At 37.5% G+C, this 25,613-nt stretch carries 20 protein-coding genes; 7 read left to right on the forward strand and 13 right to left on the reverse strand.

All coding sequences use genetic code 11. From position 1 onward, the window contains the following. Window positions 1–10 precede the first annotated feature (10 nt). From AVFI_RS19520 to AVFI_RS19530, 3 genes are all read right to left on the reverse strand, one after another. Window positions 11–1,876, reverse strand: coding sequence for a methyl-accepting chemotaxis protein (locus AVFI_RS19520; RefSeq protein ID WP_065622356.1), 1,866 nt, complete (start codon window positions 1,874–1,876; stop codon window positions 11–13). Between the two features lie 181 nt (window positions 1,877–2,057). Next, window positions 2,058–2,738: a membrane protein gene (locus AVFI_RS19525; RefSeq protein ID WP_012535646.1), complete on the reverse strand. Its 681-nt coding sequence runs from the start codon at window positions 2,736–2,738 to the stop codon at window positions 2,058–2,060. A gap of 95 nt (window positions 2,739–2,833) precedes the next feature. Next, window positions 2,834–3,739, reverse strand: coding sequence for a LysR substrate-binding domain-containing protein (locus AVFI_RS19530; RefSeq protein ID WP_005422439.1), 906 nt, complete (start codon window positions 3,737–3,739; stop codon window positions 2,834–2,836). A gap of 191 nt (window positions 3,740–3,930) precedes the next feature. Here AVFI_RS19530 and focA point away from each other — a divergent pair, with 191 nt between their 5' ends. After that, window positions 3,931–5,394, forward strand: coding sequence for a formate transporter FocA (focA, locus tag AVFI_RS19535; protein ID WP_054775798.1), 1,464 nt, complete (start codon window positions 3,931–3,933; stop codon window positions 5,392–5,394). Between the two features lie 61 nt (window positions 5,395–5,455). Here focA and speG read toward each other — a convergent pair whose 3' ends face one another. Both speG and AVFI_RS19545 read right to left on the reverse strand, forming a co-directional pair. Next, a complete protein-coding gene (gene speG, locus AVFI_RS19540) occupies window positions 5,456–5,980 on the reverse strand; it encodes a spermidine N1-acetyltransferase (protein WP_005422431.1) in 525 nt (174 codons plus the stop codon). Between the two features lie 297 nt (window positions 5,981–6,277). Continuing rightward, window positions 6,278–8,188, reverse strand: coding sequence for a DEAD/DEAH box helicase (locus AVFI_RS19545; RefSeq protein WP_005422424.1), 1,911 nt, complete (start codon window positions 8,186–8,188; stop codon window positions 6,278–6,280). Between the two features lie 323 nt (window positions 8,189–8,511). Here AVFI_RS19545 and AVFI_RS19550 point away from each other — a divergent pair, with 323 nt between their 5' ends. Further along, window positions 8,512–10,542, forward strand: a complete 2,031-nt coding sequence (locus AVFI_RS19550) for an exoribonuclease II (protein WP_012535571.1) — start codon at window positions 8,512–8,514, stop codon at window positions 10,540–10,542. Between the two features lie 70 nt (window positions 10,543–10,612). Here AVFI_RS19550 and AVFI_RS19555 read toward each other — a convergent pair whose 3' ends face one another. Then, window positions 10,613–10,972 carry a late competence development ComFB family protein gene (locus AVFI_RS19555; protein ID WP_012535111.1) on the reverse strand — a complete coding sequence of 120 codons (360 nt, stop codon included), beginning with the start codon at window positions 10,970–10,972 and terminating at the stop codon, window positions 10,613–10,615. A gap of 144 nt (window positions 10,973–11,116) precedes the next feature. Here AVFI_RS19555 and AVFI_RS19560 point away from each other — a divergent pair, with 144 nt between their 5' ends. The 4 genes from AVFI_RS19560 (at window position 11,117) to AVFI_RS19575 (ending at window position 15,823) form a co-directional block, all read left to right on the forward strand. Then, on the forward strand, window positions 11,117–12,349 hold the full coding sequence (locus AVFI_RS19560; RefSeq protein ID WP_054775797.1) for a GGDEF domain-containing protein: 1,233 nt from the start codon (window positions 11,117–11,119) through the stop codon (window positions 12,347–12,349). Window positions 12,350–12,516: 167 nt separating this feature from the next. After that, window positions 12,517–12,897, forward strand: coding sequence for a DUF3302 domain-containing protein (locus AVFI_RS19565; protein WP_005422416.1), 381 nt, complete (start codon window positions 12,517–12,519; stop codon window positions 12,895–12,897). Then, entirely contained in the window at window positions 12,897–14,027 is a 1,131-nt protein-coding gene (locus AVFI_RS19570) for an HlyD family secretion protein (protein ID WP_012535265.1), read from the forward strand. The genes AVFI_RS19565 and AVFI_RS19570 overlap by 1 nt, the downstream gene beginning before the upstream one ends. Window positions 14,028–14,221: 194 nt before the next feature. Then, window positions 14,222–15,823, forward strand: a complete 1,602-nt coding sequence (locus AVFI_RS19575; RefSeq protein WP_054775796.1) for a BCCT family transporter — start codon at window positions 14,222–14,224, stop codon at window positions 15,821–15,823. Between the two features lie 78 nt (window positions 15,824–15,901). Here AVFI_RS19575 and AVFI_RS19580 read toward each other — a convergent pair whose 3' ends face one another. The 6 genes from AVFI_RS19580 to AVFI_RS19605 all read right to left on the reverse strand — a co-directional run bounded on the left by AVFI_RS19580 (window position 15,902) and on the right by AVFI_RS19605 (window position 23,363). After that, window positions 15,902–16,954, reverse strand: a complete 1,053-nt coding sequence (locus tag AVFI_RS19580) for a DUF4056 domain-containing protein (RefSeq protein WP_188863681.1) — start codon at window positions 16,952–16,954, stop codon at window positions 15,902–15,904. A 10-nt stretch (window positions 16,955–16,964) separates the two neighbouring features. Further along, the gene (locus AVFI_RS19585) at window positions 16,965–18,089 is read right to left on the reverse strand and encodes a BamA/TamA family outer membrane protein (protein ID WP_054775795.1); all 1,125 of its coding nucleotides are present in this window, start codon (window positions 18,087–18,089) and stop codon (window positions 16,965–16,967) included. 3 nt (window positions 18,090–18,092) lie between these two features. Further along, window positions 18,093–18,971, reverse strand: a complete 879-nt coding sequence (locus tag AVFI_RS19590) for a hypothetical protein (protein WP_005422407.1) — start codon at window positions 18,969–18,971, stop codon at window positions 18,093–18,095. Window positions 18,972–19,246: 275 nt separating this feature from the next. Beyond that, entirely contained in the window at window positions 19,247–20,503 is a 1,257-nt protein-coding gene (locus AVFI_RS19595) for a DEAD/DEAH box helicase (protein ID WP_065604760.1), read from the reverse strand. A 170-nt stretch (window positions 20,504–20,673) separates the two neighbouring features. Further along, window positions 20,674–21,711, reverse strand: coding sequence for a porin (locus AVFI_RS19600; protein ID WP_054775794.1), 1,038 nt, complete (start codon window positions 21,709–21,711; stop codon window positions 20,674–20,676). Between the two features lie 380 nt (window positions 21,712–22,091). Then, window positions 22,092–23,363, reverse strand: a complete 1,272-nt coding sequence (locus tag AVFI_RS19605; protein WP_054775793.1) for a mechanosensitive ion channel family protein — start codon at window positions 23,361–23,363, stop codon at window positions 22,092–22,094. A 259-nt stretch (window positions 23,364–23,622) separates the two neighbouring features. Here AVFI_RS19605 and AVFI_RS19610 point away from each other — a divergent pair, with 259 nt between their 5' ends. Beyond that, the gene (locus tag AVFI_RS19610; RefSeq protein ID WP_054775792.1) at window positions 23,623–24,183 is read left to right on the forward strand and encodes an HdeD family acid-resistance protein; all 561 of its coding nucleotides are present in this window, start codon (window positions 23,623–23,625) and stop codon (window positions 24,181–24,183) included. Window positions 24,184–24,317: 134 nt separating this feature from the next. On the opposite strand, the gene AVFI_RS19615 is transcribed toward AVFI_RS19610, so the two are convergent. Further along, window positions 24,318–25,546 (reverse strand): IS3 family transposase gene (locus AVFI_RS19615; protein WP_408580437.1). Its coding sequence is split into 2 segments (ribosomal slippage): window positions 24,318–25,183 and window positions 25,183–25,546, totalling 1,230 coding nucleotides; the frame shifts between segments, so codons are not numbered across the junction. Between the last annotated feature and the right edge of the window lie 67 nt (window positions 25,547–25,613).

Genomic DNA, 25,613 nt, shown 5'->3' on the forward strand with positions numbered 1-25,613 from the left:
GATATGTCAGTTACACTGTAAACTTATTCATTATCCTTTCTTGGCTTTCAACCACACTCACCTGTTCATTAATAGAAACCGCAGCACCTTGTGCCGCCTCATGAACCAATACTGATAAATCTTTAATATTCACAGTCTTTCCATTTATTTCTTCAGCAACATGGCTTTGCTCTTCAGCAGCAGAAGCTATATGAATATTCATATCATTAATTTGTTGAATTGTTTCTCTTATCTGAGTTAATGCTTCAGCGGTTTGCTTGGCTTTATCAACGGTAGAGTCCGCTCTTTGTTGACTGCTTAGCATTGAAGAAGAAACACTCGCCGCTCCCGATTGCAATTGTTCAATCATTGTTGCTATTTCTGTTGTCGATTCTTGCGTACGCTTAGCGAGGGTTCTTACTTCATCAGCAACAACAGCAAACCCGCGGCCGGCCTCTCCTGCTCTTGCTGATTCTATTGCCGCATTAAGAGCAAGTAAGTTTGTTTGCTCTGCAATATCATTAATAACACGTAAAATTGTACCAATGCTGTCCGTCGCTTTTTCTAGTTTTCCAACTTCTTCTACAGCTTGATTAATGTTCGTTGATAGATCAGTAATTTCTTCTGATGTTTGATTTACAACCGTCATACCGTGCTCGGTTGCACTGTCCGCTTTTTTGGCATATTCAGCGGCACTTTGTACGTTTCCTGCCACATCAACCGACGTAGCAGCCATCTCATTCATGGCCGTTGCCAGTTGCTCTAACTCCATCATCTGTGTATTCATTGCAGTTTCGGAGTCATTTGCACCAACTAAGATCTTCTGAGCCCCTTGATTTAATTGGTGACTTAACGCTTTGGTTTCTGTTACTTGAGTTTGAAGATTAATAATAAACTGATTAAAGCCTTTCGCTAGAGGTGCGAATTCAGGATCAATTTTGGTATCAAGTCGCTGTGTTAAATCCGCTTCTCCTGATGCTACGTTCTGAATTGCAGAATTTAATGTTTGAACAGGACGGATAAGACGAGTAATAAACATCAGCATCAAAACAATTGAAACAATAATCGCAACAACTGAATATATTAATGAATCATTTTTTAATTCATTGATTTGTTTAAACACTTTACCTTCATCAAGAACAACACCAATTGACCAAGGATAGCCATCAATAGAGGTAAATGAGACATCGTGTGTCGCCCCGTTGATCTCTATTGTTTGTAAGTTTGAGTTTAATTGAATATTTGGTAGGAATGACGCCATAGATTGACCATTGTATTGGCTATCAGGATGAGCGATAACGGTTCCTGCCTTATCAACAATAAATAAGTATCCAGCATCAAATAGTTCAACTTGATTCACTAACTCAGCTAAACTTCCTAAGCTCAAATCGAAAAAAATAGATCCAATAAACTGATTATCTGACTTTACTGCCGTTGCAATTGAAATCAGAATTTCTCCAGTAAGGGCATCTTCGTAAGGTTCAGTAATTATTGTGCCATTTTTTTGTTTTGCGGATATATACCAACCACGAGTTCTTGCATCATATCCTTGAGGATCCCACGTTGGATCATTACTAACAAAATCATGTCCATCTTCAAAACCGATGCCTGCAAGTACAAACGCTTTTTTTACTTGAGGTTGGCTTAAGATTGTCTCAAGCGTTTTTGAGTTCAAATCTCTTTGAGCAATTTCTGTTACGTATTCGGCTAATAACGTTTTTCCCGCTAGTTCTGAATTCACCGTTGTGCGTACACCATCAACAATCTCATGAATACTTGATTGAACTTCATGCTCTACTTCTTTTTTCATATTAAGGTATTGAACAGTACTTAATAGAGCCAAAGTCACTGTCATAATAATTGAAAAAGCTAAAATAATTTTGTGTCGAAACTTCATAGAAACATCCTAAATCCGATATTTAAACTTACATTTCGAAACATCATGTCATCTAAGATTCGTACAAACCAACATGTCGCAACATTTTTGCAACAGCTGTCTCATTAATAATTTTACATAAAAAAACGGTCAACCTTATAAAGTTGACCGTTTATATCAATCATAATGATAAAACTATTAATTATTCAATAGCTTGGATTTCTTCTAGTTTAGTCGTATTTACTGTAAACACTCTAAAGATAAAAATCGTGTTCATCATTGATAAAACCACTTCAGAAATAGAAAAAATGAAAGACAATACTGGCGATTGTAGGCCAATTAAACCAAGTCCATATTCTAGTGCCCACATCAAACCAGTAGTAAAACCAAAAATAATAACTAAGCCTTTAAATAACACCCAGTAATTGTCTTTTGTATCATGCCAACCCAATTTAATCGCATCATTTGTATTTTCTTTATAAAGAACACAATAGATCTCCGTAAATGAGAAACGTGCCATTAAATACAAACCAGGCAAAATAAGCGCCATGAATCCCATTAATATCGCTAATCCCAAAATCATGTTCATCAATACAAACGAAAACCATGTTTTGGCTGGTATTTGATACAACTGACTAAATGGAACTCTTCTTCCATCAAATGAATAAGCGATGTAATAGAGAATAGCTCCTTTATAAAAAGGATAGATAGTCAAAATAAATAGCATATATACTAAAAACTTACCTGGACCATCGTTCTCATTAAAGCTTAACGCTATCCCATTAGTGATAAGCGCGAATGGAAGAACAAGCATACAAAAGGCAATAAAATGCTTTTTGAAGTAGTTGAAACTATCCATCAATAAAACTGATAAGGCTGGCATATTTTTCTATCCCTAAGAATAAATATAATAAATAACGGTTATTTAATGAGAATAACAAATATCAAACAAACTAAGAAGTTAATTTTTCTTATCACTTATCGTATAACGTTATGATTCTTAATCATTCTTATACCCTCTCTTCTTATACAATCACTAATAGGGTTTTGATCCATTGATGAACGCCAGATAAATGAGAGTGTTCTTTCCATATTCAGTTCAGGTACATTTAATGCGACTAATTCACCGCGTTCAATGTATTTCACTACATCTAAGTAAGGTAAACAGCTTAAATATTGTCCATTTGCTACTAATGTTCGTAATACTGGAACGTATTCGTATTCACGCCATACGTCTAAATCAGGAATTTTGCCATGAATGGCACTATCAAAAATAGTTCGAGTTCCTGCACCATGCTCACGCAATACCCATTTTGCTTGCTCTAATTGGGCTAAGCTGACTTTTTCATGCTTAGCAAAAGGATGATGAGCCGCAGCAACAATGATCAAATGGTCGGTACAAAAGACTTCTTGATGAATTCGACTATCATCACAACGCCCTTCGATAATACCTAGTTCATATTTGTAATCTAATACCCCTTCAATAATACCAGAGGTGTTTTTTACTCCTAAGGAGATTCGAATTTCTGGGAAATCGTTATCAATATTACTGATAAGGTTTGGAACTAAGTGTTCTGCTGCGGTTTGACTCGCGCCTAATGATATTTCACCACTGATCAAATGCTGATCATAAAAGCCTAATTCGATTTGTTGAGCATCATGAATCAGCTTTTTAGCTTTCGGCCGAAGCCATACACCCCAATGAGTGAGCGCCATTCGTTTTCCGTGACGTTCAAATAATGAACGTCCCAACATTTTTTCTAATTGCGACAACGACATACTGGTAGCTGATTGAGTCAAAGACAATAATTCAGCCGCTTGACTGACGCTTCCTGTTGTCGCTACTGCATCAAAAACTGCCAACTGTTTTAATGAATAACGCATAACCATCTCTTTTATAAGAACTTATTTTGTGTAAATCATACCATTTTAGTTTCATAAGGAAAACTGATATAGAACCTAAAAACAATCAATTTTACCCCAAACACTTTTGCTCATAATCTAACTGGGCTTAAGCAAGACGGGTTAGCTCATATTCCTTAAGCATTTTTATAACCAATACTTAAGGAGGACAAATGAGTTCTAATCTCAGTCCAAATACAACTGGACAATTTAATCCCAGCGAAATGATGGAACAAGCGGCTTATTACGCACTGGCTAAATCGAAGAAGCCAACAAGCATGGTAATTGGCTTAGCCATTATGGCTGGTGTCTTTATCGGGATAGCATTCATTTTCTATACAACGGTAACGACAGGCAATACAGAAACTGGTTGGGGTATCAGTCGTTTTGCTGGTGGCTTAGCTTTTAGTTTAGGTTTGATCCTAGTTGTTATCGGTGGCGGTGAATTATTTACAAGCTCGGTTTTATCAGCAATCGCTGTAGCAAATAGACAAATCAGTTTTGGCAAAATGCTAGGGATCTGGGGAAAAGTATATATCGGTAACTTTATTGGTGCTGGTTTATTACTCGCTCTTGTGGTTTCAGCAGGTATGTACCAAAACGACGGTGGTCAATGGGGTTTGAACGCGCTAAATATCGCTCAACATAAATTGCATCACCAACCGCTAGAAGCATTTGCTCTGGGTATTTTATGTAATTTATTAGTGTGTTTGGCTGTGTGGTTAACCTTCTGCTCAACCAATATGCTCACTAAAGCAGTAATGGTTATTTTACCTGTTGCAATGTTTGTTAGTAGTGGCTTTGAGCACTGTGTTGCAAACATGTTTATGGTTCCTTTAGGTATTGCGATTCAACAACTTGCTCCGCCTGAGTTTTGGCTTGCAGTCGGTGCAACACCTGAACAATACGCAGACTTAAATATCGTTAATTTTATTACAGCGAACTTAATCCCTGTAACGTTAGGAAATATCGTTGGTGGTGCTGGTCTTGTTGGTTTGGCTTACTGGTCAATCTTCACTCGCCCTCAATTAAAAGCAGTAGAAACATCACAAATTACACCACTATTTACAGAATCTGACTCTAAGGAAATGATCAAAATGAACGCGAACAAAACAGTAAATCAATTTATGGATGTTAACACTTACGTTCTTCAACCAGAAATGCCTGTAGAAGTTGCACTGGATAACCTATTAGACCGCCATCTTTCAGGTGCAATCGTTGTAAACAGTCATAGTGAAGTGGTTGGTTTCTTCTCTGAGCATGATGTATTAGTTGAACTATGGTGTGAAGATTATCTACCAGAAAAAGGTCGTACTGTTGCTGATTTAATGAAAACAGACATCACAAGCATCTCACCTAAAGACACACTACTGCAGCTAGCTGAGTTCTACGCGATTGATAAACCAAAGCTTTACCCAACAACAGACATGGGCATTGCAACTAGCTACAGCACACTATCAATTAATGACCGCGCTCGTGACATGCGTGTTTCTAAACCACGTATCTTACCTGTGATTGAAAACAATCAATTAGTTGGCGTAGTTACTCGTGAAGATGTTGTTAGTCAGTTACGCTCTATCTACGGTGAACGTATGGAAGCGGTAAAAACTGAAGAAGTTGATGCTATCGTAGCTTAATAAAATAACAACGTACGGTTGGCAAATAAAAAGGGCTTCTAATATTAGAAGCCCTTTTCTATTAATTATTACGGTTCTTTATATATGTATCTTGAAGAATATACATGCGCTTAATGTCACTGTATTCTCCATTTACGAAAATCTCTTTAATCAAATGCCCTTCTTCAACAAATCCACATTTTTCATATAAATGAATCGCTTTTTCATTGTTTACCGCAACGTGCAAATAAACTTTATGTAAATTCAAAATAGTAAATGCGTAATTTAAGGCTTTATTGATTAATCCACGCGCATAACCACAACCTTGAAAATCTGGTGCGATGATAATTTGAAATTCAGCATTACGGTGAATGGAGTTAATTTCAACTAATTCAACTAAACCAATTGATTGTTGCTGTGCATTTTCAGCGATAAAACGACGCTCATTACTATCATGAATATGCTTACGAAATAGGTCTTCTAGTTCGTAATATGATTCATACGGTTCTTCAAACCAATATGACATGATTGATCTATTGTTGTTCAATTGGTGAATAAAACGAAGATCGGTTTGCTCAAGAGCACGTAGTCGGATTTCATTATCCATGTTATTTTCCATTTATGAATAAAAAGAGTATTCACAGCAGTCAATATCGCAAGCACTGCTGATTTTTCAGAAAATATCACTATTTATTGAAAACAGAAACAACTATTTCAATTATAAATAATTAAATCACCATCGCCTATTTGCCCGCTCTAATCATATAGTTAAGACATTAACGACACACTGTTATTGTCTTTATATACTTTTTCATGATCTTGAAACAATATAAAACCATTTTATACAGACATAAAAAAACCGAGCTACATGAGCTCGGTTTTTATTTTAATTCTTTGCTAAGGATTAACCTTCGCTACGCTCGCTGCGACCACGGCCACGACCGCCTGGTGCACGCTCGCCACGGTGACTACCACGGTGATCACCACCTTTGTTGCGATCAAAACGACGTTCGCCACCACGGCCACCTTCACGGTTTCCGCCTTCACGATTACCACGGTAACCACCACGGCTGTTACCGCCACGGTTTTCATCACGGCCACCACCAGTACGTGGACGACGTTCGATTGTTAGGTCAACACCTTCAACAACAACCGCTTTTGTTTCGTTTTGACGAATACGTAGTTTCTTAAGTTTGCCAGCAACATCTGCAGACATTTTCTTAGGAAGTTGTACATATGTGTGGCCAGGAGCAAGTTTGATTGCACCGATAGAACCTTTAGTGAAACCAAGTTCGTTAGCTAGAGCACCTACGATGTCTTTAACTTGTACGCCTTGCTCACGACCAACTTCTAATTGGTACGTATCGAAATCATCGTTATTGTATTGACGACGTTCACCACGCTCAGGACGATCACCACGGCCGCCGCGTTCACCACGTTCGCCACGATCAGAACGACGGTTCTTCGCACGTTCCATAGCTGCGATCATTGGGTCTGGACCTTTGTAGAATAAAGGACGCTTACCTTGTTGACGCTTAAGAAGCATAGCAGCAATAGTAGTTGCATCAATTTCTAATGTTTCTTGAAGTTTATTGATTAAATCAGTAAACGCATCAAGAGCAACGAATTCTTTATCAGCTTGAAGCTCAGCAGCTAATGCAGCTAGACGAGATTCAGCAACTTGGTCACGGTGTGGAAGTTGAATTTCTTCCATAGTTGACTTAGTTACACGCTCAATTGTGCGAAGCATACGCATTTGGTTTGTGCGAACTAAAAGAATCGCTTTACCTTTACGTCCTGCACGACCTGTACGACCGATACGGTGGATGTAAGACTCAACATCAAATGGGATATCGTAGTTGAATACGTGAGTAATACGTGGAACATCAAGACCACGAGCAACTACGTCAGTAGCAACTAGAATATCGATAACGCCATTTTTGATGTTATCAACAGTACGTTCACGTTGAGACTGAGGAATATCACCGTGCAGTGCAGCAGCTTTAAAGCCACGAGCAGATAACCAATCAGCTAGACGCTCAGTATCTTGACGAGTACGAACGAATACGATTGATGCATCAGTTTCTTCAGTTTCAAGTAGACGAGACATTGCTTCGTCTTTTTCTACGCCTTTAACAACCCAGAAGTTTTGCTCTACTTTATCAACAGTGTGGTTAGTACCAGCAACGTCAACACGAGCAGGATCACGTAGGTAACGGTCAACAATTGTTTTAACCATTGGAGGCATAGTTGCAGAGAATAGGATACGTTGAGCTGTATCTGGTGCTTTTTCAAGAATCCAAGTTACATCATCAACAAAGCCCATTTTAAGCATTTCATCTGCTTCATCTAGGATGAACGTATGAACTTCGCCTAGGTTTAGACGGTCACGGTTTAATAAATCTTTAACACGGCCAGGAGTACCAACGATGATATGAGCACCGCGGCTTAGAGCACGCATTTGATCAACGATAGATGCACCACCGTAGATCTCTAAAACTTTAAGACCCTTGATGTTACGACCAAGGTTTTTAACTTCAGCAGCAACCTGAATAGCAAGTTCACGCGTTGGAGCCATGATAATTGCTTGTGGGTTATGTTGCTTAAGATTGATTTTGTTTAATAGTGGTAAAGAGAATGCAGCTGTTTTACCAGTACCTGTTTGCGCTTTACCAAGAGCATCACGGCCTTCTAGAAGTAGAGGAATCGAAGCTGCTTGAATAGGAGTTGGAGCTACAAAGCCCATATCATCAAGTGCAGATAAGATTGACTCGTCTAAAGCCAGTTGGCGAAATTCAGTAATAGATTCTGACATTGGGATCCCAATAATTAATCATATAAAAAAGGTCCCATTTGCTCAGCAAGTTCCATACACACACACAAGCTCTCGGGACAGGACAGGTTAATTCAACTTAAATTATAGAAAGTGGATTAACTCAGGGCGCGCATAATGCCCTAATACGGCAAGAATTACCAGAAAAAATTGAGCGAGTTCACAAATTTAGCTTCATTTTCTTAGATTTGGTAGTTTTTTGTACTTTAAATGTTCTTTTTTGTACATTTCGTCCAAGTTTTCTAGTAATCAATTAGGTGCAATAGTAAAATTACTTCGTTATTTCTCTATTATAATGAAGGCTCATGTTTCAAGATAACCCACTACTTGCGCAATTGAAGCAGCAAATACAAGAAAAACTCCCAAAAAAAGAAGGCACCATCAAAGCAACTGAACGTGGCTTTGGCTTCTTAGAATCAGATGATAAGAAAAAAAGCATCTTTATCCCACCAGCACAAATGAAAAAAGTTATGCATGGTGACAAAGTAGTGGCTCTTATTCGTACAGAGAATGAAAAAGAGCAAGCAGAACCGGATCAATTAATCGAACAATCAATTACACGATTTATTGGCCGTATTCAGATGTTTAAAAAACGTCTACAAGTAATGCCTGATCACCCTAGTTTAAAAAATGCTATTAAGGCAAAGACTCGCAAAGGCGTAAACCCTGAGACACTTAAAGAAGGTGACTGGGTTGTTGCAGAGTTAACTCAACACCCATTAAAAGGGGATCAAGGCTTTCAATGTGATATTACCCATAAAATCACTGACAGTGATGACAAGATTGCACCTTGGTGGGTAACTCTAGCTCAAAACGATTTACCTAACTCAGAGCCTGAGGGTATTGAGCATTGGGAAATTAAAGACGACGCTGATTTAGTTCGTGTCGATATGACAGCAACCCCATTCGTAACTATTGATGGCGAATCAACCAAAGATATGGATGATGCGTTATATATCAAAAAGCTTGAAAATGGTTCATTTGAACTAACTATTGCTATTGCAGATCCTACCGCTTATATCACACCAGATGACAGTATGGATAAAGTGGCACGTGAACGTGGTTATACGATCTACCTACCGGGTCGTAATATTCCTATGTTACCTCGTGATTTAAGTGATGAGTTATGTTCTTTAATTGAAGGCCAAGAACGCCCTGCTCTTTGCTGTACAGTACTGGTTGATGCTAACGGCAATATCCAAGAAGAAAGCATCAACTTTTTTGCAGCAACGATCAAATCACATGCTCGTTTAGCTTATGACCATGTTTCTGATTTCTTAGAAACGGGCTCTTGTGATAAATGGCAACCAAATGACACCATCGCACAAGTCGTTACTGAACTGTATGAGTTTGCTCAAGTACGTACAACTTGGAGAGAAACTCACGCGGTTATTTTCCCAGATCGTCCTGATTACCGTTTTGAATTAAGCGAAGACAACGATGTTATCGCTATCCATGCTGATATGCGCCGTACAGCGAACAAGCTTGTTGAAGAAGCAATGGTAACGGCAAACATTTGTGCAGGTAAAACATTACGTGCCGCATTTAATATGGGCGTATTTAACTCTCATGCTGGTATCAAATCTGACAAATTAAAAGACGTTGTTGAAATAGTTAATCAATTAGACGGTGTAGAATTTACGGAAGAACAAATTGCTACTCTTGAAGGCTTTAGTGAATTACGTCGTCTATTAGGAAAGCAACCTACGTCTTATTTAGATGCTCGTATTCGCAAATTCCAAACCTACAGCGAAACAGGTAATGAACCACTACCTCACTATGCTATGGGATTAGATATTTACGCAACATGGACTTCTCCAATCCGTAAATACAGCGATATGATCAACCATCGTATGCTTAAAGCTCATATTTTAGGAAAAGAGCCTGTTCAACGTCCTGATGATATCGTTGGAGAAGAACTAGCACTTAGCCGCCGCTTCCATCGTATGGCAGAACGAAATGTAAGTGATTGGTTATATTGTCGAACATTAGCATCAGAAGTTGAAAAAGAAACTAAGTTCACAGCGGAAATCTTTGATATCAACCGTGCAGGTATGCGTGTGCGTTTAATTGAAAACGGCGCAGCAGCATTTATTCCTGGTTCATTAATCGTTGATAATAAAGAACGTATCGAATGTAATGCTGACCAAGGTATTATCTCTATTGATAAACATGAAACGTTTAAACTTGGCGATCAACTTCCAGTCGTATTAGCTGAAGTAAAAGAAGACACTCGTAATATGGTTGCTAAACCACTTCAGGCTTTTCCTGCTCCTGAATCAGAGGAAGCACCAGTTGTTGAAAGTGAAGATAAAACAACAAATGCAAACGCATAAATAATCTTTATTTTCGTACAAAACAAAAACCCATACTTATCGGTATGGGTTTTCTTTTTATTACTAAATACTAATCTAAATTCAGTTTTCCTGAAAATGACTCCTCTTCATCTTCCAATTGAAAACGATCTTTTGACCGATAAACAACGATATCTTCAAAATCGTCTTTTCTTTCTCTTCTATCATTCGCGATCATTTTTTCTGCATTTTCAACCGCAGCTGCAACCATTTCGTTATATTGCATTAATTTTTTCTGGGATGTTGCCGCTAACATATCCAAGCTATAACGAATATAAAGTGTAGGAAGCTGATTTAAAGCAATACACTTCATATCTGTGATTTGATCAAGCGTATAAATCTGGTGGAATTCCAATGCAAAAAATCGTTTATTGACGAGTACTTCCATATAATTATGAATGTTTGATTCCATAGAGGCACCTTGTTGTTGTTTAATGCATTAAGTGTATCGTAAGCATATGAATAGAGTCACGTTATTGATAGAATAACAAATTGTCTTATCAGTTCAGTGACACACTCTTTCTTTTTTAGTTTTATAGGATTAGTTAAAAAAATAATGTCTTTTAACCTTCTCAGCCATCCTTTATTCAAATTATTGCTGCCTATTATCATAGTTGTATCTGTGATTACTGGAATGGATGGCATAATCCAACTCTCATCTGAGAATCAAGGGTTCTCCTATATACTGCCCTATATTGTATTATCTATTGTTTTATTACTAAGTCAGCCTTTTAACCAAGGGCGTATTGGTATGATAGCGATAAGCATGGCTATCGCTTATTGGATAATTCAAGAAAGGTTGCAAGTACCATTATCATACGGTACGACACGAATTGAATTTACATTAACCGCCTTTTTATTGCCGATCTGCATGATGGCTACATTCATTTTCCCTGAGCGTCGAATTTTCTCTAAGTTTGGCGCTGGCTATTTATGTATATTAGTCTTCATGTTTTTCTGGTGTTGGATAATCACAGTACACTTTGCCGATAATGACATGACTGAAATATGGCAAACCTATTTGCTCAATATTCCAGAAATTTCGCCTTTACCTGTTATCGTTGTTCTTTATAGTATAGTGATGTGTGGTTTATCCGCTATTTTCGTTTTAACTCGAAGCAATAATACGGATTTAGCGTCTTATACGTGTCTGCTGTATTCATCACTTACTTTTTCATTATTTAGTGTTGATTATATTTCAAGCACCATGTTTTCAATTGCAGGGTTACTGCTTCTACTCTATATCATTACAGCAAGTCATGAGTTAGCGTTTATTGATCAGTTAACGGGAATTCCGGGCCGACGAGCTCTAGAATCTGAAATGAAACACCTTGGTCGCACCTATACCATTGCAATGCTTGACGTTGACCATTTCAAGAAATTCAATGATACCTATGGGCACGATACTGGTGATGACGTGCTTAAGTTAGTTGCAAGCATCATGGCACAAACTGGTGGTAACGCAAAAGTTTATCGTTATGGTGGTGAAGAATTTACGGTTTTATTTAAAGGTAAAACAGCAAAGCAAAGTTTAGAATATCTTGAGGAGTTACGAGAAGACATCGCTGATTATGATTTAATTATTCGTGATACTTCTACTCGTCCTAAAGATAACAAAGAAGGACAAGCTAAGCGTGGTAAAGCGAATAAAACAAAAGTCGTAAACGTAACCATCAGTATTGGTGTTGCTGATAGTGAAGATTTAAGAAAGCCACAACTCGTTATTAAAGCAGCCGACGAAGCTTTATATAGAGCTAAAGAAGGTGGACGTAACTGTGTAAGTGAATAACTTAACCTTTGCTTAAAAACACTCGAAAAACCGACTCATTTTGACTGCAGTCGGTTTTTTTTATTCTAAAAACTTATTAACCTTGCGTATTGTTCTTACAAATGCCAAACTCAAGTTATTAAAAAATATAGTTTTTGTTAACAATAAAGATAAACAAGGATACGTTTATGTTTTTAGATTATTTTGCACTTGGTTTATTGGTCTTCGTTGCCCTTGTCATTTTCTATGGCATCATTGTCATTCATGATATCCCTTATGAAATAGCTCACAAACGCAATCACCCACATTCTGATGCTATTCATGTCGCTGGCTGGGTAAGTCTATTTACACTTCATGTTTTATGGCCATTTCTTTGGATCTGGGCAACGCTATGGCGTGAAGACCGTGGTTGGGGCTTCCATAAAATCGAAAACAATCAATTAGAGCTACAAACTCGCGTTAATCATCTTAATGATCAAGTAGAGCTATTAACTGAAAAGCTTTCTCAAATAGAAGTCAATCAAGTTAAACAAGCGCCTCAAAAACCATCTCAAGAGGAGCAAGCATAATGGATTTATTGCTTATTTTGACGTACACCGCTTTATGTATCGCGATATTTAAAATCTTTAATATTCCACTAAACAAATGGACAGTTCCTACCGCAGGTTTAGGTGGTGTTGTATTAGTTGGCACTCTAGTCTTATTGATGAACTACAACCATCCATTTACTCAGTTTGGTGGGCAATTTTATGTAACCACGCCAATTGTCCCAAGTGTTAAGGGGAAAGTTATAGAGGTTAATGTAACGCCTAACCAACCTGTTGCTGCGGGCGATGTTTTATTTAAAATTGACCCAATTCCTTTTCAAGCTGAAGTTGTTCGTAAACAAGCTGCTTTAAGTGAAGCCGAGCAAGCTGCTCTTCAATTAGAGTCGGTTTATAAATCAGCACAATCAAACACAATAAAAGCAACAGCGGATAAAGATAAAGCCTATCGTGAATTTAAACGTTATGAAAAAGGCTATAAAAAAGGCGCTTTCACTGCTCAACAACTTGATACTCGTAAACAAACCTACAAAGCATCTGAAGCAACGTTAGAATCAGTCCAAGCTCAAGAGCAACAAGCAAAACTGGCACTAGAATCTGAAATAAATGGTGAAAATACCACAGTAGCTCGTATGCGTGCAGAGTTAGAACAAGCGCAATTTAACCTTGACGAAACTGTTGTTAAAGCACCAACTGATGGATATGTAACTCAGATGGCACTTCGCCCAGGAATGATGGCCGTCCCTATCCCACTTCGTCCTGTAATGACGTTTGTACACACAGAAGATCAATACTTTGTTGGTGCTTTCAGACAAAACTCATTACAACGATTACAAGCAGGCTTTGAAGCTGAGTTTCTTTTCAGAGCGATTCCTGGACGTGTGTTTAAAGGAGAAGTCGTCGAAGTTATTCCTGCAATTGGTGAAGGTCAAATCCAAGCATCTGGAGCCCTTTTAGGAACAAATGCAATCCGTACAAATGGTCGAGCATTAGTAAAACTGAAACTGACTGATGATGTATCGGAATTTCACCTTCCAGCTGGTTCAAACGCTGAGATTTCCGTTTACTCTGATAGCTTCGAACATGTTTCAATTATGCGTAAAGTATTAATTCGTATGAAGTCTTGGCAAAACTATTTATACCTCGACCACTAATCACTACTTTTATGCTGTATAAAAAACGCCTTAAATTACTGTTTTAAGGCGTTTTTACTTATATCAACAAATAAATTATATATGTTATTGCATTCTTAACTCTGATATTATCCTCATGAAAAAAGCTGTTACATTGATGTTGCAGTCGTTTAATGGTCTCCAATGGGAGCCATTATATTTTAATGTGAGGACGCATGAGTACTACGGATAAGTACAGTATAGACAGTACTGACTACGAGGTTGGACAGGACAATATCCAAAAATGGGGTTTTGATATTCATAATCAGGTTTTTGGTATTAGTGCTGGTTCCATTATTCTTTTTCTTACTGTGCTTCTAGTTATGGATCCAGCTGAAGCAAAATCTCTTCTCGACGGTGTTAAGTGGCAAATCATCAACAATTTTGATGGCCTATTTATGTGGTCTAGTAATATCTTCCTGATATTCTGTTTAGCACTGATCATTTCTCCTTTTGGAAAGATTCGCATTGGTGGCGACAAGGCAAAACCTGAGCACTCTACAATCTCATGGATGGCAATGCTGTTTGCTGCTGGTATGGGTATTGGTTTAATGTTCTATGGCGTTGCTGAGCCGCTTGCTTATTTTACTGATTGGTATGGCACTCCTCTAGATGTTGAGCCATTTACCGAAGAAGCTAAAAAACTAGCATTAGGCGGGACGATGTACCACTGGGGTATCCACCCATGGGCAATATATGGTTTAGTCGCACTCTCTTTAGCATTCTTTACCTTTAACAAAGGGTTACCGCTATCAATGCGTTCTGTCTTCTATCCAATTTTAGGTGATAGAACATGGGGTTGGTTTGGGCATATCATTGATATAATGACGGTACTTGCAACGCTATTTGGCCTTGCTACCTCTCTTGGTCTTGGAGCTCAACAAGCAGCTGGTGGTATCAATCACGTATTTGGTACCGATGGTGGTGTTAATATGCAAATTGGCGTGATCATTTTCGTGACCATGCTTGCGATGATCTCGGTAATACGAGGTATTGATGGCGGTGTAAAACTATTAAGTAACGTCAACATGCTTGTGGCTGTTGCTTTATTATTCTTCATTATTTTCATTGGTTTCTCTGATGTAATGAGTGCATTACCATTAACAGTGACAGGGTATATTGAAAACATCATTCCACTGAGTAATCCTCATGGTCGTGAAGATGAAGGTTGGATGCACGGTTGGACAGTATTCTATTGGGCTTGGTGGATTTCATGGTCCCCATTCGTAGGTATGTTCATTGCTCGTGTATCTAAAGGTCGTACCGTTCGTCAATTCTTGATATCTGTAATGATCATTCCAACGTTGGCAACAGCATTATGGATGTCTGCGTTTGGTGGAATTGCAATTGAACAAGTCGTAAATAAAGTCGGTGAATTAGGTGAGAATGGTCTACAAGACATCACTATGGCACTGTTTAATATGTATGATGCGATTCCTATGAGCACTGCCCTTTCGGTTATTTCTATTGTACTGATTATGGTGTTCTTTGTAACATCATCAGATTCTGGCTCATTAGTTATCGACAGTATTACTGCTGGAGGTAAAGTTGATGCACCAGTTCCTCAGCGTATTTTCTGGGCAACGGTTCAAGGATCGATTGCGGCGGTACTACTGTGGGTTGGTGGTACAGAAGCAATGCAAGCACTACAGGCAGGTACGGTATCAACAGCACTGCCATTTACGTTTATTCTTCTTATGATGTGTGTCAGTCTAATTAAAGGCTTTAGCACTGAAAAATTTGGTACGACACCAAATATGGGTAAAGCAAAAGCGTAAGTTGTTTAATGTATGATTAAAAATAAAGCCCTGATGCGAGAAATCGAATCAGGGCTTTTTATTATTAATAAAGTGATCTTATTTATTTTTTGCTTGTTCTTTTTCGTCTTGCGCTTGAGCAAAATCGGCTATCGTTTGAAAATCGCTTGGTGTCCAATAAGCTTTATTTCTCAAAGCCTCAGGTAAGGCATTAAACGCATTATCATTTTTATTATGCATCAACTTAAACGTTGCTAAACCTTCATATTCCGTTGACAGGCTCTCTTCTACCCCATTTTTAAAACCATTTGGTCGAAGATCTGTCCCTAAATGATATTCACGATGAATAACAACCCATTTGTTTGGCAAGCGCTTATCGCTATCCCACCATACTCCATCCATGCTTTTGATTTGAGCTTTTGACTCTTCTTTCGATACTACACCAAGCTCAATAAATTTGGCTTCAATGGCTTTTGTCATCGCTTTTGAGAAATCATCTTTAGACAAATTGGGATTTTTAGCAATAACAGAACTCGCTATTTTTGCACCAAGCATATTCGAATATAAATCTTCCGGCGAAAATGCAGAGGCCAATTCTTTGAAACCTCCAACCGATTCCATACCAAACCATTGAGCAATCTCATGCCATTGAGCAAGGCGATATGCAGTTAAAGCCGCTAATTCCACACTGATCTTTTGTTTCTCTTCAAGTGTAAAATTGCTTTTTGATTCAGTTAATTGGATCACTCTATCTTTTAACTCAGGCGATAAGGTAATCGAGTAATCAGTTCCTAAATGAGCTTTAAATTCAGTATATAAATAGTAAGTAAAATCTGCGGTATCACGAACGTGTGCGGAATCTAAAAATCCACCTTTTTCAGAATAAAAAATACCATTACTCTCATCACCAAGCCCCATCAAACTGCTTGCTACGCTTTGACTACCATCGTTGTATATATGATCACCAAGATCATCAATATTTAATACATTTTCTACAGAGACAAATGGGACAGGAATCCCCCCTACTTCTGTTTGTAAATTAGTGCCAAATGCACAGCATGGCCTCACACCAACTGGAGCATCCGCATATACTGAAAATGAGCTTCCGAAAAGAAGACTGGTCGCTATCATGAATAAAGTTTTGTTATTCATATTTCCGCCCTTAAAATGCTTCGTTAATTTGAAAATATACGGCTTGGCTATCTTTACCTATACCGTAATCAAGTCTGACATTGACTCTTGGCTTGAAAGCAAAGCGGTAACCTACTCCATACGTAGGTAACCATTTACTATCAAATAACTGTTGATAAGAATCAGCAACATTACCACCACCAACCCATGCAACCATGCCATGTCGGTGATTAAACTGATGACGCACTTCGATTTGAGCTGACGCTTGTGTATTATCTCTATACTGTCCGCTGTAATAGCCTCGCATACGCTTATCACTGCCTAATGAAGACAAAGCGAACCAAGGAACATCTCCTTGTACAGTCTCACTGTATGCTTCCCAAGCAAGTACCGTATCACTGGTTATTTTGTAATATTGGCGATAGTTAAAGGTCGCTTTATTAAATTCATAATCCGAACCTAGCGACTTACTGTATTCATTCCAGTTAATGCTAAGTAACGTACCGCTGTATGCATTAAGTTCAAAGTCTCTGCTATCATATTCAAGGCTAATGGTTGCTGCAGTTAAGAGCGTATCCTCTAAGTCTTTTGAATTCAGAAGCAACGAATCTGTCGTCTGCTTACGGTGGCTCTCCAAATCAAAACCCGCTAGCAAATAGGTATTAGGATAAAATTGATACGCTATTTTCGGAGTAAACCCAAAGATTTCAGCTTCAACTAAAGTTTTGTTTCCTTCATTCTCAGCTTGCTCTTTCCCAATCCCCCAATAGTATTCGGGCGTATGACTTGCTTTTGCTTGAACTAAAAATCGAATTTCATCATTCTCAAAATAAGTGCGATTATTAATCCCTATTCCATATGAACCAGAGCTCGAACCATAACCCGTAATACTAACCGTAGATAATGGAGCGCTGTCTTTATCTTCTAATGGCGAATATAAGCCAACAGCGGCAATACCGAGACCAAAGCCTTGCTCAGGGTTAGCAAAAGGGCCAGGTAACACTGCCCAATCAACACCTTGGCTAACATCAATATCTTCAGATGAACCTAATTCTTCAAGAAAAGTGTCGACCCAACTTTGTGGTTCTTCTTTTGCCGAGATCGACAATGTGTAGCAGCTCAATAATACTGCCGTCGATATTTTTAAAAGTGTCATGGTTTAAAATCGCATATCAACGGTAAAGAAAATACTTTTACGATCGCCAAGCCCTGCTTCACCTAGTAAATACAATCGATCATGTAGCTTATATTGCATACCAATTAGAGGGTTCCATGGTGTCACTAGGTGCTGTTCAACATTAAAACGGCCGTTATCCACTTTACCGACAAGACTACCCAAACTACCAGTTAAACCAATATCAGTTAAATTACCTGATAATGATTGCTCTACATCTTGATACATAGCCCCCACCCACAGACGAAGTGGTGCGCCTAAACGATTAAAGTCATAACCAATACGTGGCGAAATAACAATGGAGCTAATCGTGCCATCAATAACATTAAGCTCAGTTTCCGTATAACTGGCATCTGCTAAAGCAAATACATCTTTATACCCACCAGCTAATACAAAACCAGCGCCATAAAGTGTGCCATTTAAATCTAGGCGAAATGGCATTTTTATACCCGCCTCTTTACCAAACGGTTTAACATTAATCGTGGTTTCCGAATACCCTTTTAATTGACCTACGATTCCATACAAATTCAAAAAAGGAAAAAGCCAAACATCACCTCGTAATGTCAACACTTCACTCATTTGTTTGCCGTTTCCAATAGGTTCAATTTCCACTAAATCACTAATTTGGTGAGGTGGATTCCAAGGTAATAATGCAGGAATAGTTCCTTCAAAACCCACGCTATCTACTGAGATATCCTGAGTTTGTTTCATATAACTGATGTTTAAACCAAATGCTTCTGGTAAATCATAGCCACGAGCTTCTGCTTCATCTTTCCAAATAGGTAACGTAAAGGATTCTGCAAACAATGAAGATGAATAAGATAAGAATAACAAGCAAAGTACAGAAAGTGCTCTTTGCGACATAAAGACTCCAAATACTGAAGGAAAGTAATCCAAAAGCGGCTTCAGTTTTCGATGAATAATACTCTCCACCTTTTCATAATCAATCTTCTTTTACACTGATTTACAAATAGATGGAATCTGTATTAAAAACGAGAAACAACTGCGTTTTTTAGAATCAAATCACAGAATACTTCAAAGCAATCGATAGATACTAGCAATATTTTTAACAAATACCCACACACTCACAACATTTCACATTTAAAAAAAGGCGCTATACGCACCTTTTTTATTTGTCTTTATCGTTTGTTTTTTCCACGATTTGCGTGAATCTTTAATTTTGCTTTCATTTTTCGTTTATCTGAAGAACGGCCGCGACTCTGTCTTGGACGATCTTCTTTTAATGGCGCATTCGGATCGGGTTCATATCCTTGTAACCACTCTTGTGGTAGACGTGTATCTAATAACGTTTCGATTGCCTTTAATAAATACTCTTCGTCCATACTCATTAAAGAGATAGCTTTACCCGTATGCCCAGCTCTACCCGTACGTCCTATACGATGTACATAATCTTCTGCTTTAAATGGCAATTCATAGTTAATTACGCATTCAAGTTGTTCTATGTCTAAACCCCGAGCAGCAACGTCTGTTGCTATTAATGCACGAACCTTACCTGTCTTAAACTCTTCTAAAGCTCTCAGGCGTGCTCCTTGGCTTTTATCTCCATTAATAGAAGCGGCTTTTATCCCATCTTTTTTTAGCTCTTTTACTAACTCGTCAGAGCCTTGTTTGGTTTTAGTAAAGACCAACACTTGCTGCCAATTACGAGAACCAATTAAATAAGCCAATAGTTCACTCTTACGATGTTTATCTACTGGATAAACCATCTGCTCAACCGTATCAGCAGTACTGTTCGTTGGAGTCACCTGTACTTCTTTAGGCTTATTAAGCATGTAATAAGCTATTTCTCTTACTTTTTTACTGAAAGTTGCAGAGAAGAACAGAGTTTGACGTTCATCAGGCATTTTACGCAGAATCTTTTTAATATCAGGAATAAAGCCCATATCTAACATACGGTCAGCTTCATCTAACACTAAATACTCAGCTTGATTTAAGGTGATAGTTTTTATATGCAGATGGTCTAACAAACGCCCTGGTGTTGCGATTAATATATCTGCCCCACCAAGCAAGTTTTCTTTTTGTACATTAATACTTGTACCGCCATATGCCACTACAACCTTTAATTCGGTATTTTGAGTGTAACTTACCAAACTATCAAAAACTTGTTGTGCTAATTCACGAGTAGGCGTAAGAATTAAGCTTCGCACCACTTTGGATTCTTCATGACGTTCAATTGGACTTTCAATCAAGCGTTGGATCAGTGGCAGACCAAATGCTGCTGTTTTACCAGTGCCTGTTTGTGCTCCAGCCAGTACATCATGTCCTTGTAATACCAGTGGAATAGCTTGTTTCTGAACGGGAGTTGCTTCTTTAAAACCTAATTCTGCAACCGTTGTTAGGATTTGTTCTGTTAATCCTAGAGACGCAAATGACATGATGAACCTATGCATAGACAATAATGGTGGCTGATTGTAGCAAATCATTCATATTAACCCTACGGTAAGTCACCATCATTTATGCATTTATTTTCTAAACATAAAAAATCCAGTGTACTTTGCAGGCACACTGGATTGATTAGGAAAGTAATGGATTTAATCAATAAAGATTATAGGTAATAACGAGCACCTAACATCCATTTATTATCTTCTTTATTATTGTAATCGTTACCTAGATCAACTTGGTAACCGGTAAAGCCAACGAACTTCTTAGTGAAATTGTATTCTGCTTGAATTGCAGAGGTGCTATAAACGGTTTTACTTGCATCATTATCCACCACTGATTCATAGTTTAAGCTTAGGTTTAAGCTGTTATCTAGAGCATAAGCAATTAACGCTTCGTATGCTGAACTGTCTTCAATTAGAGATTTTATTGGTGATGCATCACTGTTCATGTTTTCATTCATCGCATAAACACCTGCTACATATAAACCTGAACCATATGTGCCATATGTGCCACTTATTACGTGTGATTCAGAAGTTACCGCTTGGCTACCAAGTCCATAATTCACGTCACCCGTATTGTATGCATAGTTAGCAGAGAAACCTGCAATACGATAATTTAATGCAACCTGTCCACGGTTACCATAATCATTCGTTACTGCAACCGTTCCGTCAATCGTATCTGATTTACGTCCTTGCCAACCAGCAGCTAGACCTAATTTTCCGGCATCACCTAGCTCAAACATTTTGCCATAGCTCAGCATTTCTTCTGCACGGCCAGTACCTAAATTACCATGATCTTCATAAATAAAATCATTCGCAAAAGCAATCGGCATATCCGCTACGCCAGCAACACTGTAATAAGGAGCCCATTGTGTACCAGCAACCATACGACCAAAATCATTATGAGTAACACCAATGTAGCCAAGACGAGTGGTAAATGCGTTTTCACCACCATCTAAATAATTTAGCGCCCATTCACCTTTTGCGTCGGCAACGAAACCATTGCCTAAATCGTGTGTAGCATTAAAGTTGATACGTGGAGAAACGGCAGTTAAACCTGTATCCCCTTCATCAGATCCTTCAAGAGCAACAGATACATGTCCGCCAATATGAAATGTTGTTCCATCTTCATTATACAATTCAACAGCAACCGCATTTGAAGAAGCAGTGATAATAGCTAAGGCAAGCAATTTTTTGTTCATTCTAATTTCCATTTAATGATGTCTATTTTTTGGTTCATTGCTAAACCAGACAGTTACGCAACAATTTAAAAACAAGATAAACGATAACTAAAAACAAACGGAATCAAACATTAACAAAAAACACAATAAAAAGTAAATCATCAATAGATCATATTGATAATTAAAGATAAAGAAGAAGTACAGCTAATGTGTCTAAATATTTTCTTAGTATTTTTTTAACCTTTTTTTAGTTTTAAATACGAAACTTTCGTATGCGAACGATGAAAGATTAACCAATTAGAAACAATTTATGCTGGATGCATGGATATAATGAATACGAGAATTATCAAAAAACAACTTGATAGATAAAATGCCAGTTAGTCACTAGCATTTATTCATAATTAATTGTGAAGGTTTGTAGAGGAAAGAGCTAAAGCATCATGTCCACTTAACGCTTGATATGGACGCAAACCAAATAACGGCATAATAGAATATATATGATCAAAAATATCGGCTTGAACACTTTCATAAAACACCCAATCCGTGTTATTGGTAAATGCATAAATCTGCAGTGGGAGACCTTCAGCAGTTGGTTCTAACTGACGAACCATAAATAGCATATATGGATGAATATCTTTATGTGTTCGTAAATAAGCGGCTAAATATGCACGGAAAATACCGATATTGGTCATCTGACGCGTATTACCCAGATGTGGGATATCATCTAACTCATCATTAAAGGTTTTAATTTCTTTTGATTTCTCAAACAAATACTCTCTAAGGATTCGAATATCTTTTAATGATTCAATTTCATCATCGGTCATAAAACGAATTGAATTTACATCAATGTTTAGCGCTCGTTTAATGCGTCTGCCACCTGAATCTGACATGCCTTGCCAGTTAATAAACGCATTTTGCACCAAGGCATAAGCAGGCAGCATACTAACTGTATTATCAAAATTACGGACTTTAACCGTTGTTAATGAAATCTCCTCAACGGTACCATTTGCTTTATACGCATCCATTTCTATCCAATCGTTTAGCGTAATCATCCGATTAGCCGAGAGCTGTATGCCTGCGACAAAACCTAAAATGGTATCTTTAAACACCAACATGACAAAACCAGTTGCTACCCCTAACCCACTAAGGAATATTACAGGGGACTCATTAGCAAGAATTGACATCGACACAACCAAACCCACTAAAAAGGTAAACAGTTTAGTTAATTGAACAAAACTCTTTATTGGCATTCGTCGAGTAATACCTTTGACATTAGCGACATCATTAAGTGCATCTAATAGAGCAAATACCATCCTTATAAAGATAACTAAAATTGAAATACTCAGTAGTTTATCTGCGATAGCTGAAAGTAATTCATAATGTCCAAGAGCAAGGGGAATAAATAGATCCAACACCATCATTGGTACAAAGAGTGTCAATTTCTCTAATACCTTATATTTAGAAAAACTCTGAGATAAAGGCTCATTTGTACGATGAAGTACATTTTTAATAGTACGAACAATAATATGATGAGTAATAAGGTGACTTATCGCTGCAATCCCAATAACAACTAGAACAAATACGATCGTCAGTTCCATGCCATAAGGATCACTATTGATACCTAACGCATTTAATTTACCTGCAATATAATTACGAAAATGATGTTCTAACAAATTATCACCTTTACTACATACGTCTGCTAAAAAATGAGTTTAAGCTCTTGATCTATTTCTACAAGAACTATTTTAGTATAGGTCTAGTTCATAAAATAAACATCGTCTGCATCCTTACTTCATTTACGTTCTCTTCTTATTCAATCAGACTAAATTTTATACATTATGACTAAATATGAAAACTAAGTTTGTATCGTGATCAATATCACATTTATCAACTACACTACTGATGTCTCATTTATTTAACTCAGAGGTTAAAATGAAAAATCAAACACCAAGTCAGGCTTTAATTTCAAAAAGTTGGAAATATTTTATTGCTGTAGGCCTAATAGTTACGCTAGCAGGTTTAGGAGCGACGAGCCTACCAGTAATGGCTGGTGTAACCATCTCGACATTAATTGGTATTGTATTGTTAATCACAGGTTTAGTTCAGGTATACCATACGTTTCGTATTCACGCATGGAAAGAAAAGTTATGGTATGTATTAAGTGCTTTATTTTATATTGTTGGTGCTTTATTTATTATCTTTAAGCCACTAGAAGGCCTTATGACCATTACTACTATCATGGTTGTAGTTATGATATTTAATGGCTTAACACGTATGATTTTCGGATTTACCAATAAAAATCTACCTGGTAGCGGCATGGTTATATTGAGTGGATTACTTTCTGTTGCTATTGGTGGGTATTTCTTCTTCCTTTTAGATAACCCTGAGTTCTCGTTATCACTATTAGGCACTTTTGTTGGTGTATCACTAATATTTGAAGGAATGAGTTTTCTTTTTATCGGTTTACGAATCAGAAAAGCGTTAAAAGCATAGAAATACGGTTCTAATCAGATTGTTGATCAGCATTTGAACTACATAACTTAAAAGATATAGCCTGTATTCTTATAATACGGGCTTTTTATTGTAATGTCTCGTCCTAAAATACGTTGACGATTTTTAATTGAAAGCTAAGTGCGTACGCACTTGGCTTTTTTGTGTACTTGATTTGGTGTACTCATTCCCAAGCTTAAATGTGGCCGCATTTCATTATAAATAAAAATAGATTCTTCAACTAAATGCCTTAACTCCTCTAAATCTTTACAGTCATACAAAAGAAACTCTTGTTTAAGTATCCCATTTATTCGCTCTGCTAATGCATTTTGATAGCAATCATAACCATCCGTCATTGATGGCTTAATATCATTTTTATTCAATTTTTCCTGATAAACCTTTGAACAATACTGTAATCCTCGGTCTGAATGATGAATCGTACTCCTTTGATATTGACGGCTATCTATCGCCATATCAAGAGCTTTGACTACATCAGTAGCTTTCATTTCATCACTTAATTCATATCCCATTATCTTTCGACTATAAGCATCTGTTACTAAAGATAAATAATGAATACCTTTTTGTGATTGAACGTAAGTGATATCACTAACAAAAACCTCTTCAGATGCTTGAGGTGTTACTTCTTTAAGTAAATTAGGATGTTTTTTCATCCAATGCTTACTATAGGTAGTTTTTGTATAACTTCGTTTAGGTTTTACTAATAAGCACTCATTTCTTAAATAGGAAAAAAAGTTATCTCTGCCTAACTTTATGCCATGAGTGATGAATTTGGGCTTAAGTAAAAAATATAATTTTTTACCTCCAATACGAGGCATATATCGACGAATTTCTTGCACCATATTTTTAACCGGTGAAAGTTCAACGGCACGTTTCAGAGCTCTACGTTCTTGTTGGTATATACATTGTCTTGTAATGCCAAGTAGCTGACTAGCTCGCTCTAAGCTGATCATTTTCTGCTTTTGAAGACTTCTTGCTCCTTGGCAATATACTTTTTTCTAAGGCCTGCACCATGTTCTGCGTCCATGATATTCACTACTTCATTAAGTAATAAATTACGCATTCTTTCATCATCAAGCTCTCGCTCTAAACGTTTAATTTTTTGTGCAGGCGATTCTTTCGCTTTCGGGGATTTAGGCATAATAATCTTAGGTGATTGAGACCAGTCCATCTTACCGTGTTTTCTTAACCAAGTAAGTACGGTAGATCGACCTTGAATGCCATAAATGTTTTGAGCTTGCTTATAGGTCATATCGCCTTTTTCTATAGCGGCAACAAGCTGCAATTTAAAGCCTAATGAATAATCGCGTTGAGTTCGCTTATTCTTTGTTTTTTCTTGATTTGTCATATAAAAGTCCTAAATGTGTAAACACATTTCAGGACGAGACAAAATAACAAAAAAGCCTCTTGGGGGA

The organism is Aliivibrio fischeri ATCC 7744 = JCM 18803 = DSM 507 (assembly GCF_023983475.1).
GTDB lineage: Bacteria > Pseudomonadota > Gammaproteobacteria > Enterobacterales > Vibrionaceae > Aliivibrio > Aliivibrio fischeri.